The organism is Streptomyces sp. NPDC056486, assembly GCF_042795295.1.
GTDB lineage: Bacteria > Actinomycetota > Actinomycetes > Streptomycetales > Streptomycetaceae > Streptomyces.
Window position 1 is genome coordinate 181,165 of record NZ_JBHTSF010000003.1, and the last position, 16,912, is coordinate 198,076.

General features: G+C 71.7%; 11 protein-coding genes. 3 read left to right on the forward strand and 8 right to left on the reverse strand.

Features of this window, described 5'->3' with window-relative positions; all coding sequences use genetic code 11:
• Window positions 1-9: 9 nt before the first annotated feature.
• The 8 genes from ACFQ7F_RS03255 to ACFQ7F_RS03290 form a co-directional block, all read right to left on the reverse strand.
• A complete protein-coding gene (locus ACFQ7F_RS03255; protein WP_383265254.1) occupies window positions 10-1,368 on the reverse strand; it encodes an LLM class flavin-dependent oxidoreductase in 1,359 nt (452 codons plus the stop codon).
• Window positions 1,365-3,005, reverse strand: a complete 1,641-nt coding sequence (locus ACFQ7F_RS03260) for a dipeptide ABC transporter ATP-binding protein (protein ID WP_383265257.1) — start codon at window positions 3,003-3,005, stop codon at window positions 1,365-1,367. Before ACFQ7F_RS03260 ends, ACFQ7F_RS03255 begins: the two co-directional genes overlap by 4 nt.
• The gene (locus ACFQ7F_RS03265; RefSeq protein ID WP_383265260.1) at window positions 3,005-3,862 is read right to left on the reverse strand and encodes an ABC transporter permease; all 858 of its coding nucleotides are present in this window, start codon (window positions 3,860-3,862) and stop codon (window positions 3,005-3,007) included. The genes ACFQ7F_RS03260 and ACFQ7F_RS03265 overlap by 1 nt, the downstream gene beginning before the upstream one ends.
• A gap of 2 nt (window positions 3,863-3,864) precedes the next feature.
• Entirely contained in the window at window positions 3,865-4,821 is a 957-nt protein-coding gene (locus ACFQ7F_RS03270; RefSeq protein ID WP_383265264.1) for an ABC transporter permease, read from the reverse strand.
• The gene (locus ACFQ7F_RS03275; protein ID WP_383265268.1) at window positions 4,818-6,500 is read right to left on the reverse strand and encodes an ABC transporter substrate-binding protein; all 1,683 of its coding nucleotides are present in this window, start codon (window positions 6,498-6,500) and stop codon (window positions 4,818-4,820) included. Before ACFQ7F_RS03275 ends, ACFQ7F_RS03270 begins: the two co-directional genes overlap by 4 nt.
• An 82-nt stretch (window positions 6,501-6,582) precedes the next feature.
• Window positions 6,583-7,758, reverse strand: a complete 1,176-nt coding sequence (locus ACFQ7F_RS03280; RefSeq protein ID WP_383265271.1) for an acyl-CoA dehydrogenase family protein — start codon at window positions 7,756-7,758, stop codon at window positions 6,583-6,585.
• Window positions 7,759-7,896: 138 nt separating this feature from the next.
• Window positions 7,897-8,067: a putative leader peptide gene (locus ACFQ7F_RS03285; RefSeq protein WP_383265274.1), complete on the reverse strand. Its 171-nt coding sequence runs from the start codon at window positions 8,065-8,067 to the stop codon at window positions 7,897-7,899.
• Between the two features lie 18 nt (window positions 8,068-8,085).
• The gene (locus tag ACFQ7F_RS03290; RefSeq protein WP_383265276.1) at window positions 8,086-8,751 is read right to left on the reverse strand and encodes a M15 family metallopeptidase; all 666 of its coding nucleotides are present in this window, start codon (window positions 8,749-8,751) and stop codon (window positions 8,086-8,088) included.
• A gap of 484 nt (window positions 8,752-9,235) precedes the next feature.
• On the opposite strand from ACFQ7F_RS03290, the gene ACFQ7F_RS03295 reads away from it, so the two are divergent.
• From ACFQ7F_RS03295 to ACFQ7F_RS03305, 3 genes are all read left to right on the forward strand, one after another.
• The gene (locus ACFQ7F_RS03295) at window positions 9,236-9,784 is read left to right on the forward strand and encodes an EF-hand domain-containing protein (protein ID WP_383265278.1); all 549 of its coding nucleotides are present in this window, start codon (window positions 9,236-9,238) and stop codon (window positions 9,782-9,784) included.
• A gap of 115 nt (window positions 9,785-9,899) precedes the next feature.
• A complete protein-coding gene (locus tag ACFQ7F_RS03300) occupies window positions 9,900-16,139 on the forward strand; it encodes a type I polyketide synthase (RefSeq protein ID WP_383265281.1) in 6,240 nt (2,079 codons plus the stop codon).
• A complete protein-coding gene (locus ACFQ7F_RS03305; protein ID WP_383265283.1) occupies window positions 16,136-16,882 on the forward strand; it encodes a thioesterase II family protein in 747 nt (248 codons plus the stop codon). The genes ACFQ7F_RS03300 and ACFQ7F_RS03305 overlap by 4 nt, the downstream gene beginning before the upstream one ends.
• Window positions 16,883-16,912 lie beyond the last annotated feature (30 nt).

A 16,912-nucleotide genomic window follows, 5' to 3' on the forward strand; every position in this document is an offset into this window, starting at 1 on the left:
TCGCCGGACTCAGCCGCGCCGGTGCAGTGCCGCCGGATGGCCGGCAGGCAGCCGGTCGCCGCGGCCGAACAGTTTCTGCCTCAGCGTTCCCTCCGCGTACTCCGTCTTGAGCAGACCTCGCTTCTGCAGGACCGGCGCCAGGTGGTCCGCGAAGTCCTCGAAGGAGCCGGGGGTGGTGACGTAGGAGAGGTTGATGCCGTCGATGCCCGCCTCTCGCCACTCCTCCAGCTCGTCGGCGATCCGTTCCGGGACGCCGGCCACCGGCCGCGTCCAGGCCCTCGCCCGCAGCGCCTCGCCGAACGTCCACGTCTTGTCCGGAGCCCCCTCCACGAGGGAGCGGACGAAGCCCTGCACGCCGTTGGTGTCGATCTCGCCGACCGGGGCGTCGAAGTCGACCTCGGAAAGGTCGAGTTGGAGGGAGCCGGACAGGTGGGCGGCGAATCCGTCGAGGCTGGTGTGGTCGCGGTAGTCGGCCAGCTTGCGCTCGGCCTCCTCCTCGGTGCTGCCGATGATCAGTGTCAGGCCCTGGAAGAAGAGGATGTCGCCGCCGTCGCGGCCGTGCGCGATCGCCCGCGCGCGCACGTCCTCCACCTGCGTCCTCGCGCCCTGCGGGGAGATCGCGCCGAGGAAGACGGCCTCGGCGTTGCGGGCCGCGAACTCCCTGCCCCGCTCGGAGGAGCCTGCCTGGAAGAGGAACGGGGTGCGCTGCGGGGACGGTTCGGAGAGGTGAGGGCCGTTGACCCGGTAGAAGCGACCTTCGTGGTGGACGTCGTGGATGCGGGCGGGGTCCGCGTAGACGCGGCGTTCCCGGTCGCGTACGACCGCGTTCTCCTCCCAGCTCCCTTCCAGGAGCTTGTAGAGGACGTCCGTGTACTCCTCGGCCCGGTCGTACCGCTCGTCGTGCAGGGGCAGGCCGTCCAGACCGAGCCCCTTGGCGGCCGACTCCAGGTAGGACGTGACGACGTTCCATGCGACGCGGCCCTTGGTGAGGTGATCGAGCGTGGAGAGGCGACGGGCGAAGTTGTACGGCGGTTCCTGGAGTACCGACTGCGTGAAGGCCAGGCCCAGGTGTTCGGTGGCGTGGGCGAGCGCGGCGACAAGGAGCGAGGGGTCGTTGACCGGGATCTGCAGGCCTTCGCGCACCGCTGTCTCGCGGCCCCCGCGGAACGTGTCGTACGTGCCGATCACATCGGCGAGGAACAGCGCGTCGAAGTAGCCCCGTTCCAGCGTGCGGGCGAGGTCCACCCAGGTGTCGAGGTCGGTGTAGGAGGTCTGACTCGTGTCGTCGCGCACCCATTGGCCGTGGTTGATGTGCGAGACGCAGTTCATCGCGAAGGCGTTGAAGCGCAAGGGCGGGGGTGAGGTCATCGGGTGGCTCCTGTGGGGGTGAGCGGGCGCACTGCGTCGAGGAGCGTGCGGGTGTACGGGTGGGACGGGGCGGCGAACACACTTGCGGCCGCGCCCGCTTCGACGATCCGGCCGTCCTTCATCACCAGGACGTCGTCACTGACGTGCTGCACGACGCCCAGGTCGTGCGAGATGAACAGATAGGCGAGGCCGAATGCCTCCTGGAGCTCGGCCAGGAGGTCGAGCACCTGGGCCTGTACGGAGACGTCGAGCGCGGAGACCGGTTCGTCGAGGACGAGCACTGACGGACGGGGCGCCAATGCCCTCGCCAGGGCCGCGCGCTGGCGCTGGCCGCCGGACAGATGGAGGGGGTGGCGGTCCAGGGAGTCGAGCGGCAGGCCGACCTGTCCCGCGAGCTCCTCCGCCCGGGCCGCCGCGTCCGCGGTGCTCGGCGCCGGGCGCTCCGGGTGGGTCAGACGGACCGCGTCGATCAGTGTGCGGCGAACCGTCCAGCGCGGGTCGAACGCCGACAGGGCGTCCTGGTGGACGAGTTGGATGCCGTGGCGGCGGGGTCGGCGGGCCTTCTCCGGCAGCGCGCTCCACGCCTCGCCGCGCAGCGTGACGGTGCCGCTGTCGGGGCGGGTCAGGCCGAGGGCGATGCGGGCGGTGGTGGACTTGCCTGAGCCCGACTCGCCGACGATGCCCAGGGTGCGCCCGGCGGCGAGGACGAAGGACACGTCCGCCACGGCGGCGCGGTCCCCGAAGCTCTTGTGCAGCGCGTCGGCCGCGAGCACCACGCCGTGCGGGAGCTCACCCTCCGGCTCGGGCAAGGTGGGGCGTGGTCCGAGGGAGAGCCGGGCGCCTCTGGGGTGCAGGGACGGGTCGGCCGCCAACAGGTCTTTGGTATAAGCGTGTTGAGGGTCCTGGAGTACGTCCGTGACCGGGCCCTCCTCCACGATCTCGCCTCCCCGCATCACCGCGACCCGGTCCGCGAGACGTCGCACCACCGCCAGGTCGTGGGTGATGAACAGCAGTCCGCGCTCCCGGCTGCGCGCGGCGGCGAACAGGTCGAGGATCTGTGCCTGCACCGTGGCGTCAAGGGCGGTCGTCGGCTCGTCGGCGATCAGCAGGGGCGGGTCGAGGGCGAGGGCGGAGGCGATCAGAGCCCGCTGCCGCAGACCGCCGGAGAGCTCGTGCGGATACTGGGCCGCCCGCAGCTCGGCGTCGGGGATGCCGACCTGCTCCATCACCTCCCGCACCCGTGCCTGCCGTGCGGCACGGTCTCCGTAGGCGTGCAGCTTCAGCGCGTCCTCGATCTCTTTGCCGACCGGCCGCAGCGGGTCGAGGGAGACCAGGGCGTCCTGCAGGACGAAGCCGATGCCCCGGCCGCGCACCCGCCGCCAGCGCCGCTCGCTCCAGGCGCGTACGTCCTCGCCCTCCCATTCCAGGCGGTCGGCGCGCACCCGGGCTCCCGCGCCGGTCAGGCCGACCAGCGTGCGGGCGGTGACGCTCTTGCCGGATCCGGACTCGCCGACCAGGGCCAGGGTTTCGCCGCGGTGCACGGTCAGGGAGATGCCGCGTACGACAGCACGTCCGCCGAATCCGACGGTCAGGTTCTCGGCGCGTATCAGAGGCGTGGACTTCAAGGGCGTGGACATCAGCTGCTCCTCTCGTCCAGCCACGCCTGCAGGCGCCGGCCGAGGACGGTGGTGGACAGGGTGGTGAGAACGATGAACAGGCCGGGGAAGAACGAGGTCCACCAGGCGTACTGCAGGAAGGTGCGGCCGTCGGCGAGCATCGCTCCCCACTCGGCGGCGGGCGGCTGGGCGCCGAGGCCCAGGAACGACAAGGACGAGGCCCACACCACGGACTGGCCGATGCCGAGCGTGGCGAGGGCGGCGAGCGGGCGGAGCACGTTCGGCAGGACGGTGCGCCGCACCACGCGCAGGGGCGGATGGCCCAGGCCCCGGGCGGCCTCGACGTAGCCGGAGCGGACCACGGTGGTGGCCTGGGAGCGGATGAGGCGGGCATAGCCCGCGGCTTCGCCGATGCCGACCGCGATGGCCGCGGTGGTGGCGCCGGTCCCGAACACGGCGATGAAGAGCAGCGCGAGGAGCAGTCCGGGGAAGGCGAAGAGCACCTCGAGGACGCGGCCGACCGAGAAGTCCGCGCGCCGCCCGCCGAGCGCCGCCGTCAGGCCGAGGACGATGCCGAGGCTGAGGGAGATGGCGGTGGCGCCGAGCCCGATGAGCAGCGACTGGCCCGCACCGTGCACGAGGCGCGTGTACACGTCGCGGCCGTTCTGATCGGTGCCGAACCAGTGTGTGGCGGACGGGGCCTGGAAGAAGTCGGCGGGCTTGATGGCGTCAGGGGCGTACGTGGTGAGCAGTCCCGGCACGAGCGCGGCAAGGACGATCAGGACCAGGAAGGTCCCGGCGGCGATGAGGCCGGGCCGTATCCGGCGGCGCGCCCGCACGGAGGACGGCGCGAAGCCTGCAGGGGCGGTGGTGGTCACGGTCACAGCTCCTTGGGCGCACGGATGCGGGGATCGACCACCGCGTACAGCAGGTCGACGGCGAGGTTGACGAGGACGTACACGGCGGCGATCAGGAGCACGGTCCCGGTGACGAGGGGCAGGTCGCGGGCGATCACGGCGTTGAGCAGGGCGCGGCCGACGCCCTGGCGTGCGAACACGGCTTCCACGACGACCTCGCTGGAGAACAGTGCGCCGATGGCCCAGCCCGACAGCGTCAGCGGGGGCAGCAGCGCGTGCCGCAGGGCACGGCGTGCGCGTACCGCTCCGGTGCTCATGCCGCGAAGGCGTGCCGAGGTGATGAACGGCTGGTCGAGCGCGGTGAGCAGGGCGCCGCGGGTGACCTGGCCGAGGTAGCCGGCGAGCGGCACGGCCAGGGTGAGGGCGGGCAGGACGAGGGCGGCGAGGCCGGTGCCGCCCGCGACGGGGAACCAGCCGAGGCGGAAGGCGAACACGTACAGGAGCACCACGCCGAGCCAGAAGTGCGGAAGTCCCGCGGCCACCGTCTCCAGGCCCGAGCCGAGCGATCGGCCGATGGCACCCTTGCCGGTGGACAGGATGACCACGACCCCGCTCAGGATCCACGCGAACAGCAGGGCGAGCCCCGTCAGCCGCAGGGTGGAGGGCACCTGCTCGGCGATGACGGTGCCGACGGACTCCTTCAGGGAGGTGGAGATGCCGAGGTCTCCGGTGAGCAGCCGGCCCAGGTGCTGCGCGTACTGCACGTACAGCGGCTGGTCGAGGCCGTAGGCGTGCCGGGTGGCGGCGATGGTCTCGGGTGTGGGGTTGGCTCCGGAGCCGCCGCCGAGCAGGACGAGCACGGGGTCGCCCGGCACCAGGTGGAGGGCGAGGAAGGTCACGGTCGCCGCTGCCCACAGGACGAGGGCGGCTCCGGCGGCACGGGCGCCGACTCGGCGCAGACGCAGGGCAGTTGGAGTCATCGGGCGTTCACCCACGCGTCGTAGAGGTAGGGCAGGGACAGGGCCGGTTCGAGGCTCGCGCCGCGGGCGCTCGCGCGGTGGGCGGCGAGTCGGGTGGTCTGCGGGTAGAGGGTCAGCTGATAGGCACCGGCGGAGAGCAGCTTCTGCGCGTCGCCGTACAGCTCCTGCTGCTTGTCCGCGTCGGTGGTCGCCTGCGCCTTGCGGAAGAGGGCGTCGAGGGCGGGGTCCTTGACGTACGCGGCGTTGGAGTGGATGCCGTTCTTCACGGCGTACTCGCTGCCGAAGACGGTGTGCAGCACGTCGGGGGTGTTGGTGTTCCAGTAGCCGTCGCGCAGGTCGTACTTGCCCGCGAGATAGCGGGTGTTGACGGTGGCGGCGTCGAGTCGCAGCAGCTTCAGCTGGAATCCGACGTCTTTTGCGGTGGCCTGGATCTGCTCCATCAGGGCCAGCTGGTTGGGGCTGATGTCCGACTTCAACAGGACGTCCGCGGACAGCCGCTTGCCGCCCTTCGTGCGGTACCCGTCACCGTCGCGGTGGCTCCATCCCGCCTTCTCGAGCAGGGTGTCGGCCTTCTTCGGGTCGTAGGGCCAGGCGCTCTCGTATGCGTCCGAGTAGTGCGGGGTGACGTAGCTGAGGGGGCCGCCCGCCCTCTGGTACTGGCCGAAGAAGACGCTCTTGAGGCCGTTGGCGATGTCCGCCGAGTACAGGAACGCCTTGCGTACGCGCAGGTCGTCGAAGGGGCCCCGGGCGGTGTTGAGGGCGAGGTTCGTCGGGTTTCCCGGCCGGTCGCGCGAGACGACCTCGAGCCGGTTGTCGCCCTCGGCGGACGCCTGGTCCTCCGGCGGCAGCGCGTCGATGACGTCGACCTGCCCGGACTGCACGGCGGCGAACCGTGTCGCCGGTTCCGGGATGAACCGCCACACCACCTTGGCCACGTGTGCGGGGCCGGTGTGCCGGGCGTACGGGGGCGGGGAGTTGTACTTCGGATTGCGGACGAGGACGACGTCCGACTGCCGGTTCCACTCCTTGACGATGAACGGTCCGGTGCCGACGGGGGTCGCGCAGTTCGCCTCCTTGCCGCGCTTCAGCGCCTTCGGCGACTCCATGCCGAGGAAGGCCTGCGCGAGCATGTTCAGGAAGGGCGAGTAGGGGCGGTCCAGATGGACGCGGACCGTGTACGCGTCGACGACCTCGGTCTTCTCGTACGGGGCAAGGTAGCCGCCCGCCGTGCCGGACTGGGTGTCGGGGTCCACCATGTGCTCGAAATTGGCTTTGACGGCTGCCGCGTCGAAGCGGGTGCCGTCGGTGAAGCGGACGTCGCGGCGCAGATGGAAGGTGTAGGTGCGGCCGCCCTTCGCGATGTCCCACGAGGTGGCGAGCCACGGTCGGGCCTTGCCGTGGGCGTCCAGGGCGACGAGCGATTCGAGGTACTGCTGCGCCACGTACGCCTGCGGCATGTCGCCCGCCACATGGGGGTCGAGGCAGGTCGGTTCGCGGTCGGTGGCGTAGGTGAGGGTGCCGCCGGGGGCGGGCCGTGCGCCGAGCGCGGCGGTCGGCGCGCCGGAGGCGGTGCACCCGGTGGCGAGAACGGTGAGGGCGAGGACGGCGAGCGGTGCGGCGGCTCTTCTGGGCCTGATGAGTTTCGGACTGGGATCGGGCCTGCGGGAGGGCGGCTTCACGTACAACTCCGTGACGAGGGGCAGGGGTTGGCGAGCATGAGGAACGAGAGGTGGAAGACGGCCGGGTACGGGCCCCTCAGGCTCAGAAGAAGCCGTTCAGCGGGGGCGGTGTGCCGTTGAGGAGCCAGTCGCCGGTCACGCGTGCCTTGTGCGCGATCGGGTTGTGCGAGGCGAGGGTGCGGGCGTTGCGCCAGTGCCGGTCGAGCCGGTGCTCGCGCAGCGTCGCCGACGCACCGCCCACGTCGTACAGCCGCTCGCTCGCGTCCAACGCGGCGCGCGCGGCGATGACTTGGGTCTGCGACACCTGCACGGCGGCGGCGTGCAGGGGCGCTTCGAGTCCCGCTGTTCCGTCGTCGCCGCGCTCCGTCAGCGCCGCGTCGATGTCCTGTGCCGCGCGGAGTACGGCGGCCTCGGCCGCATAGGTGAGGGCGGCGATCTCGCCGACCGTGTGCTGGATCAGCGGGTCGTCGACGGCGCGGTCGACTCCGGCATGCTGCACGGGACGCGCCTTGTCACGGGCGTAGGTCACGGCGTCGGCAACGGCGGCCTTGGCGATGCCGGTGTGCACGGCCGCCAGATAGAGCTGGTAGTACGGCCCGAGATGCGTACGGCGCTGCTGCCCGGTGGCGTCGACGGCCACCTCGTCCGCGAAGGCCCGCACCCCGCGCAGCCGGGTGGTGCCGCTCGCGGTGGTCCGCTGGCCGAGGGCGTCCCAGTCGTCGTACAGCTCAAGGCCCTTGCGGGTGCGCGGCAGTACCACGCGGACCCGCCGCTCCTCGTCGTCCAGGGCGATCACGACGACGTAGTCGGCGAAGAGAGATCCGGTCGAGTAGAACTTGGTGCCGTCCACCCGGAAGTCGCCCTCGTCCGGCGTGATGCGGGTCCGGATCTCGCCCGGGCGCCCTGTGCCCCGCTCGGATGCGGCGTTGCCGAACAGCGCGCCGCCCTCGACGACCGGGAACCAGCGCTCCCGCTCGGCTTCGGTGCCCTGGCTGAGGAGCAGCTCCACGAATCCGAAGTGCGGACGCAGGGCCTGCGCCACGTTGGAGTCGGCCTCGGCGAGGTCGACGACGACACGGAACAACTCGGCCAGCGAGCCGCCCTGCCCACCGTGCGCCTGCGGGACACGGAACGCCCCGAGCCCGCTCGATCGCACCAACTCGACGCTCTTGTAGGGGAGTTCACGGCGTTCTTCGAGCTCGGCGGCGTCGGCGCGCAGCTGTGCGTAGAGGTCCGGGGGTATGGCGGATGAGGGCATGCGGGGGCCTCCGGAGGGGCGGTGAGCGGGCACGCGGGCAGCACCGGCCGCGGGCGCGCGCACGGGGTACGTACACGAAAGGGGGTGGGAGGCGGGCGGCGCGGAAGCTACCGGGTGCGAAGGCGGTGCGAGGTGCGCTCAGGCCCGAAGAGTCGCCGACGGACAGACGGCGCTGGAGACACGCGAGAGGTCGACATGGCGTCGCCGCGTGAGTTCCTGCCGATCGTCGGTCATGGCGGTGATTGAAGCAGGATCGGCGCCGCAGGTCGAGACGGCTTTGGCGAGGCGGCTATAGGGTTTTCCTTGCATACGTTCCCGGGGCGGGTCTCAGGTCACCGAGGCGTCGAGCGTCACCGGTCCGTACTGCGCGGCGGGGGTCTCGGTCGCGAGGGCCCAGTAGCGGTCGCCGTAGGACCAGTGCCACCACTCCGTGGGGTAGTTGACCAGGCCGGCCGTGGCGAGGGCCGCGGTGAGGGTGCGGCGGTTGCGGCGGGCGGTCGGGGAGATGCGGTCACAGTCCATGTAACAGGCGCCCTCGCTCTCCTCCGGGCTCGCGTTCACCGGTGTGCCGAGGTCGAGTTCGGTGCCGGACGTGGTGCACAGGGTGAGGTCGACCGCGGCGCCCGCGACGTGCGGACCCACCTCGGGCGGTGAGAGGGAGCGGCTCGTCTGCCGACGGAGGTAATCGTCCGGCCAGTCGGGGTTGGCCTTCCTGAGCTCGGCGGCGTACTCCTCGAAGTACTGGATCTGGAGGGCCAGCGGGCGGTATCCCTCGGTCGCAAGGAGGCGCAGGCCCTCGGGCAGCAGCCGGGCGGCGCGGCCCAGGCGCCAGGCGACGCCCTCCCTGAGCCGGGCGTAGGCCCCGGCCGGGTCGGCGAGGCGGTCGTCGACCTCCACGAACGGCAGCTGGCGCAGGTCGACGAGGGCCTCGCCACACTCCTGGACCGGTATGCCGACGACTCTGGGATCGTTCATGAGGATGATCGACGACATGCTTGCCCCTTCGTGGCGACGGTGGCGGGCACAGCTCCGGGGACGGGCTGCGGCCCGCCCCCGGAGTCCCCTCCGTGCCCTGGCAGGGGCTCTACGCGACGAGCGGCCCACACGACCGACGGTGTCGGTGGTGTGGGCCGTACGAGGCATCAGTGGCCTTCCCCCGTGCTTCCCCCGATGAATTCCGCTGAGTCCCCCGTTGTTTCCTGCAATCCCCCGCTGCCGTCGGCGTGTTCACCCGCCGACACACAGAGCGTGGCGCACTCCGCTGCAATTTCTCTGCAAGTCCGCATCAAGCGGATTGCAGCTCTGGCTCCCCGTCGGTACTCGCCTCGTCGGCACTCGCACGCAGTTGCGACCGCGAGGCGCAGATTTCAACTCCGTGGCCGGTAATTCGACCCTTCAGGTGACAACCCGACCGTGTCCAAGTCTTGGCGTCCCTGTTATCACCCGTGGCAACGTCCTGATCAACGAGGAGGACCTGATGGAGAACATCCGGGAGCGGAAGCTCAATCGCTATTTCACCGCGATCGACGCGGACGGCAGCGGTGCGCTCACCCGCGGGGATTTCGAACTCGTCGCGCGCCGATACGTCGACGCGCTCAACCTGGCGCCCGACTCACAGCAGGCGGAGAAGACCAGGACGGCAACCCTGAAGATCTGGGACGACTTGATCGCCCCGATGGACGCCAACGGCGACGGCGAAGTCTCCCCGGAGGAGTTCGTCGACGCTCTGCGGCAGTCGCTCGCGACGGACCGCGCGGCCTACGCCGAATCGATCCGGCCGTCCGCCAACGCCTACTTCGAACTCTGCGACGCCGACAGCAGCGGCGAGGTGGACGAGCAGGAGTACGTCCGTCTCATGGGCGCCGCATGCGGTATCCCCGCGGAGGAGGCCGCCGCCACCTACCGCACGCTCGTGCCCCCGGCGCACGACGGGATGACACGCGACAGCTGGCACCAGATGCTCCTGTCCTTCTTCTACGACGAGGAACCCGACTCACCGGCGAACCACATCTTCGGCCGCCTCTGAACCTCCCGCCGCACGTCCCCGCTCCGGTCGGTACGGGGACGTGCCGTCGATCGGCCGGACCCTTTGGCGGACGGCTTCCCCCAACCTTTCTCCTCGGCCTTCGGCGGTGATCTGTTTGTCCGGTGTCCGGTCACAGAGCGAGTACGGTCCCGAGTCCGCCGCGATCATCGGTGTCGCGTGCCGCCTGCCCGGGGGAACCGACAGCCCGGCGGCGCTGTCCGACGCGCTGTTCGCGGGCCGTGACCTGGTCACCCGGGTGCCCGTGGACAGGTTCGACCCGGCGCTGTGGGCCGGCGACGACCCGTCCCGGCCCGGCCTGAGTTATACGGCGGCCGGCGGGTTCCTGGACGACATCGGCGGTTTCGACGCCGCGTTCTTCGGCATCTCACCACGCGAGGCCGCTCAGTTGGACCCTCAGCAGCGGCTGCTCCTGGAGCTGACGGTGGAGGCGTTCGACCATGCCGCTGTCGACCCGGCGCAGCTGGCCGGTGCCGCCGGCGCCGTATACGCCGGGGTGTCGACGCGCGGCTATTGGGAGTTGCTTTCGGCGCGCCCCGCAGTCGTGGACGCACACTCGATGCTGGGGACCATCAGCGCGCACATCGCGAACAGGATCTCGTTCCTGCTTGACTGGCGCGGCCCGTCGCAGGCGATCGACACCGCCTGCTCCTCTGCCCTGGTGGCGGTACACGAGGCGGCCGGCGCGATCTCTCGCGGCGAGGTGCCGATCGCGTTGGCCGCGGGCGTCGGGATGCTGCTGAATCCGGCCGACTACCTGGGGTTCTCCAAGGCCGGTCTGCTCTCCCGGACGGGCCGGTGCCGCGCATTCTCCGCCCGGGCGGACGGGTTCGTACGGGCCGAGGGCGGCGGGGTGGTCCTGCTCAAGCGCCTTGGCGACGCGCTGGCCGACGGCGACCGGGTTCTCGCGGTGATCGCCGGGTCGGGGGTGAACACCGACGGCAGGTCATCGCCCGGCGGACTCACCCAGCCGTCCGTCACCGCCCAGCGCGAACTGCTGCAACGGGTCTATGCCTCCGCCGGCATCGGCCCCGACGAGCTGGTCTACCTGGAGTGCCACGGCACCGGCACACCGGTCGGGGACCCGGTCGAGTGCCGGGCGATCGGAGAGGCCCTCGGGACGCGGCGCCGTGAGGGCCGCAAGCTGCCGATCGGGTCGGTGAAGACGAACGTGGGCCATCTGGAGTGCGCCTCGGGCATGGCCGGCCTGCTCAAGGCTCTGCTCGTGCTCCAGGAGCAGCGGATTCCACCGTCGCTGCACACCCGGCCGCTCAATCCGGCGATCGACTTCGACGGTCTCGGCCTCTCGCCGGTCGACACCATCACGCCCATCGAGCACGACAGTCCGCTCGTCGCGGCGGGGGTCAACTCTTTCGGGATCGGCGGAGCGAACGCGCACGTGATCCTGGCCCGGCGGCTCGACGGCCAGTGGGGTCAGGAACGGTCACGGCGGGGTCCGGTGCCCGAGGGCGGGCGGAAGCTGCCGGTGCTGGTGTCCGGCCGGACGCCGGAGGCACTGGCCGAGGCATGCTGGGCGATGGCCGACCGGCTCCTTGCGGAGGACCACGGCTCCTTTCACGACTTCCACGACGTGGCCTACTCCTCGGTGAGACGCAGGCGCCACGAGCATGGCTGTGCGGTGGTGGCCCGTAGCGCGGCCGAGGCCGCGGACAAGCTCTACCGGATCGCCTCGGGGGACGCGGTGCTGGGAGCGGCGGCCGGTCGTGCCTCCACTCCCCGTACTGGCGTCGCCTTCGTGTTCTCCGGCAACGGTTCGCAGTGGCAGGGCATGGCCCGCGAGCTGATGGGGCCCGGTGGTGACGACGCCTTCGCGGCGAAGGTGCGCGAGGTATGCCGGGTGCTGTCGCCGACGCTGGGCTGGGAGGTCTCCGGTGCGCTGGCCTCCGGGGAGTACGACCTGGCCCGTACCGAGGTGGCGCAGCCGCTGCTGTTCGCCGTCCAGTTGGGGATCTGCGCCGCGCTGTCCGCGCGCGGGATCCGGCCCGGCATGGTCGTGGGGCACAGTGTCGGGGAGATCGCGGCCGCGTGTGTCGCCGGGAGGCTCGATCTCGAAACGGCCTGTCGGGTCGTGGCCGTCCGCAGCGCCGCGCAGGGGCGGACCGCGGGTGCCGGCGCGATGGCCGCCGCCGCGGTTGACGAGAGCACCGCGCGCCGCCTGCTCGCCGAGGCCGACGGGAGGGTCGAGCTGGCCGCGGTGAACTCCCACGCCGATGTCACGTTCGCCGGGGACACCGAGGCCCTGCGTCGGATCGGCGAAAAGCTGACAGCGGAGAAGGTGTTCTTCCGCTCCCTGCCGCTCGACTACGCCTTCCACAGCGCGGCGATGGACCCCGTACACGACGAGATCATGGCCGGTCTCGCCAGGATCGAGGACCGTAAGGGTGCGATCCCGTTCTGGTCCACCGTGACCGGCGACCGGCTTGATGCTCCGGTGGACGCCGGTTACTGGTGGCGGAACATCCGTCACCCCGTCCTGTTCGCTCCGGCTGTCGATTCGATGTGCGAGGCGGGTGCCGGGATCCTGGTGGAGATCGGTCCGCACCCCGTCCTCAAGGGCTACCTCCGGCAGATCTCCGCCGTAGCGCCCCTGACCACACTCGCCCGTGAGGGACCCGCGGACCTCGACGGGGTGGCCGCGGCGGTCATCGCCGACGGGGGCCTTGTGCCGGACTCCTGGTTCCCCGTACCCGGACAGATCGTCGACCTGCCGGCGTATCCCTGGCAGCGGGAGCGGCACTGGATTGGGGAGCCCTCGTGGTGGGGTCGGGGGCCGGGCGACGGCATGCTCTCCCACCCGCTCCTCGGCGAGCGGGTCCCGGGGCCTGCGCCCCAGTGGTCCGGAGTGGTCGAACCCTCCCGGGTGCCGTGGCTGCTCGATCACCGGGTCGGCGGCGCGGTGACGATGCCCGGTGCGGCCTATCTGGAACTCGCTCTGGCCGCCCTGGCCAGGACAGGGCAGGACGGCCCCCTGTCGGTCGCCGGGATGGCCGTCACGGCGGCACTGACCTTCGACGCGACGGAACAGAGCCTGACCGCTCTGGTGACGGAGCTGCGGGACGGCCTTGTCACGATCTCCTCCCGGCCGCGGACCGAGCAACCTCGGGCCGAGGAGCTGAGGCCCTGGCAGGAGCACGCCCGGGCGAGGGTCCGTGCCCTGTCGGGTGACCGCCCTCAGCCGCTGGATCTTCAGGACATCTCAGCGCGGCTCGTGCCCGGCGAGGAGCTGACCGGGGCGGATTTCTACGCGATGACCACCCGGGCCGGCACCGACTACGGACCGGCCTTCCGGTCGCTGACCACGGCGCGGCTGCACGAGGGCGAGCTGCTCGGCCGCTACGAGCTGCCCGCGACGGTGGCGGCCGAGGCCGCCCGCAGGTCCTGCGGATACGTGGCGCATCCCGCTCTGCTCGACGCGATGGTGCACGCGGGCTCCCCTTTGCTGGCGCGCGTCCGCAGCGGCGACATGCTGTTCGTGCCGGTCATGTTCGGCGCGGTCACCGTATGGGCGCCCCCACCGAGCACCGGGGTGATCCATGTGCGGACCCGCTCGGCAGGACGCCGGGAAGCGGTGTGGGACGTCACCCTGGCCTCCCCCTGCGGAGAGGTCTTCTGCACGATGGACGGCCTACGGGTCCAGCTCATCGAGGGAACCCCGCGGCCCCGGACCGGACTGTGGCGGATCTCGGAGCAGCCACTCACCGCGGCTCCGGTACCGGCCGACCGGCGCTGGGCCGTCGCCGCCGACACCGCGGGCGCCGCCCTTGCCGGCCCGATCGCCGACGCGTTGCACGCCGGGCCGCTCGTTCCCGCACGACGGGGCTGGCACCTCACGGACCCCGACGCGACGGCCGTGGCCCTCGTCCTTGGCGACGACCCGGCGGGCGCCCCGCTCGACGAGGCGACCCGGGCCGGACAGCTCGTCCGCGACCTGGTGCTCTCGGTGCAGGGGCGCACTCTCGACATCTGGCTGATCACCACAGGGCCCACCGTCGGTGCGGCGGCCTGGGGTACCGCACGGACCGTCGCCAACGAGGAACCGCACACCGTGCGCCGGATCTCGGCCACGGACGGCCCGGAGACCGCCGGGCTCGTCGTCCGCCTGCTCGCCGCACCGCCCGGCGGAGAGGACGAGTTTCTGGTGGAGAACGGGCAGGTCACCGTGGCAAGGCTCACCGCTGTGCCGGCACCGGCCCTGCGGAGCAGGCCGGTGCCCCGCCCCCGCGCGGCCGAACAGGCGACGGTCCTGCGGGTGACCGAGACCGCCATGACGCCCACACTTGCCTGGGAACCGATCACGCGGCCCGTGCCCGGCCCGGGTCAGGTACTCATCGACGTACGGGCCGCCGGTCTGAACTACAAGGACGTCATGCTCGCCACCGGCCTGATGCGTGCGGAGCACGGCCAGATCGACCGGCGTGGCGGGGACACGGACGGCACGCCGCTGTTCGGCCAGGAATGTGCCGGGTTCGTCGCCGCGGTCGGCGCCGGGGTGCGGGAGTTCGCACCCGGTGAGCGGGTGCTCGCCATCGCACCGGGCTCGATGGCCACCCACACCGTGGCACAGGCGTCGGCCACGGCAGCGATCTCCGAGGGCATGACGTTCACCGAGGCGGCCGCCCTGCCCCTGGCGTACGCCACCGCGCACTACGGTCTCGACGTGCTGGCACGGCTGGCACCGGGAGAGACGCTGCTGCTCCCCGCCGCGGCCGGTGGTGTCGGACAGGCCGCCATGGCTCTGGCCCGGCGTGCCGGGGCCCGGGTGATCGCCCTGGCCGGGAGCGAGAAGAAGCGGGATCTTGTACGGTCCCTCGGCGCGTGGCACGCCTTCGACTCCCGTTCACCGGCCTTCGCCGACCAGGTCCGGGCGGTCACCGGTGGCCGCGGTGTGGACGTGGTCCTCAACTCGCTCACCGGTGAGGCCGCCGCCGCTGCCCTGGAACTCCTGGCCCCCGACGGGAGGTTCGTCGAACTGGGCAAGCGGGATCTGTACGCGGACAGGCACTTGCGGCTACGCCCTTTCCTGAACACCCTGTCGTACTTCTCCGTGGACCTCGCCCAACTCGTCGAACGTCACCCCGACACGGCCCGGGAGGTGCTGGCGCAGGTCGCCACTCTGGCAGCCGACGGTTCCGTCCCTCCCCTCCCCCACCAGGTATTTCCGTCTGGTGAGCTGGACGCGGCGTTCACCCTCCTCAAGCGGTCCGCCCACACCGGCAAGCTCGTCGTCGACCTCACGGCAACGCCTCGGCCCACGGCGGCTGAGCCGGGCTTCGATCCCGAGGGCGGCTACCTCGTCACCGGCGGCACCGGAGGGTTCGGAGCTGCGACCGCGCGCTGGCTCCACGAACGGGGAGCGGGGCACATCGTGGTCACGGGCCGCACCGGAACCGCCAAGGACCCGCTGCCCGCCGACACCGCGGTCCTCGCCGCGGACGCCACGGACCCGGCCGCGATGACGGCCGCCGTACACCGCGCTTCGCAGGCACCGAACGGGCTCAAGGGGGTCTTCCACTGCGCAGCGCACTACGACGACGCACCGTTGCGGGACCTCACCCCTGAACGGTTCGCCGCCGTGCTCGCCCCCAAGGTCCAGGGCGCGGTGCTGCTCGACCGTCTCACCCGGCACCTGGACCTCGACCACTTTGTCCTCTACTCGTCCATCGCCGCGCTGATCGGCAACCGGCTCCAGAGCGCTTACGGGGCCGCAAACCTCTGCCTCGAAGCAGTGGCCGCCCGCCGACGGCGCCTCGGACTGCCCGCCCTGGCCGTCGGCTGGGGCCCCGTCGCCGACCTGGGCGTCGTCGCCCGCGACGGCCTCACCGATTCCCTGACCGGGCTCGGACTCGAACCGATCGACCCTCAGGAGGCGCTGCACGCCCTCGGCCACGCCTTGGTCATCGGCCACGACACCGCGCACCTCGTCATCGCCCGCGCCGACTGGGCCCGCTTGGCGGCGATGTTCCCCGGCTGCGCGTCCGCCCGGTTCACACAGCCCGGCGCGGAGCCCGGCCTGGCCCAGGACGCCCCCCTGGCGCAGAAGTTCGCGGCGGCCACCCCCGAGCAGGCACATACGCTCGCCACCGGGACCATCACATCGATGATCACCGCCATCACGAAGACCCCACCTGACCGGCTCGATCCCGGCATCCCCCTCGACCGGCTCGGCATCGACTCCCTGCTGGCCACCGAGTTGTCGGTCCGGCTCCACCAGGCGCTGGGCGTCCACCTCCCGGTCCTTGAGATCATCTCGAGCCGGGGCATCACCGACCTGTCGAACCGGCTGCTTGCCGCACTGCCCAAGGAGCACGCCCGATGACCGACTGGCTGGTGAACATCGCGCCCGCCCCTCAGGCGCCGTTCCGTGTGGTCGTCTTCCCGCACGCGGGCGGTCAGGCGAGCTTCTACGCCCGCGCGCTCGGCACCCCGGACCGGCCCAGGGCAGACGTCTGGGTGGTTCAGCCGCCCGGCCGAGGCTCCCGTACGCACGAGCAGCCTGTCAGCGACCTCATCCGGCTCACCAGGATGACGGCCCGCGAACTCGCCGCCACCCGTGACGACCGGCCGACCGCCTTCCTCGGCCATTCCAGCGGCGGCGTCTACGCCTTCGAGGCCGCCCGGGCCCTCACCCGGGCGGGCCGGCCGCCCCACCGCCTCGGGGTCTCCGCCATCCCCGCACCCGACCACGCCTACTGGCAGGACACGCTCCCCGCGTTGCTCGCCGACCCCGACGAGGCGTACCGCCGACTCGGCGCCGGAGCCATTCCCGGCGAACTCGACCACGACCAGGAGGCCATGGCGGCCTTCACCCGCCTCATCCGCGCCGACGCCCGGCTCTACCAGGGACTCGGCCGACGCCCACCCGAAGAACTGGCCCAGCCGGTCTCCGCCTTCGCCGCCACGGCCGACCTCATCGCCCCGCCGGAGGAAATGCAGGGGTGGCGGAACTGGACAGCGGCCACCTGCACCGCGCACCGCTACGACGGCGATCACTTCTACATCAGCGAACAGCTCCACACCGTTGTCGACGACCTCGTCGACGACCTCGAACACACCTCGTAGCGCTCGTCCGCCCGGGGACTGCGAGCGGAC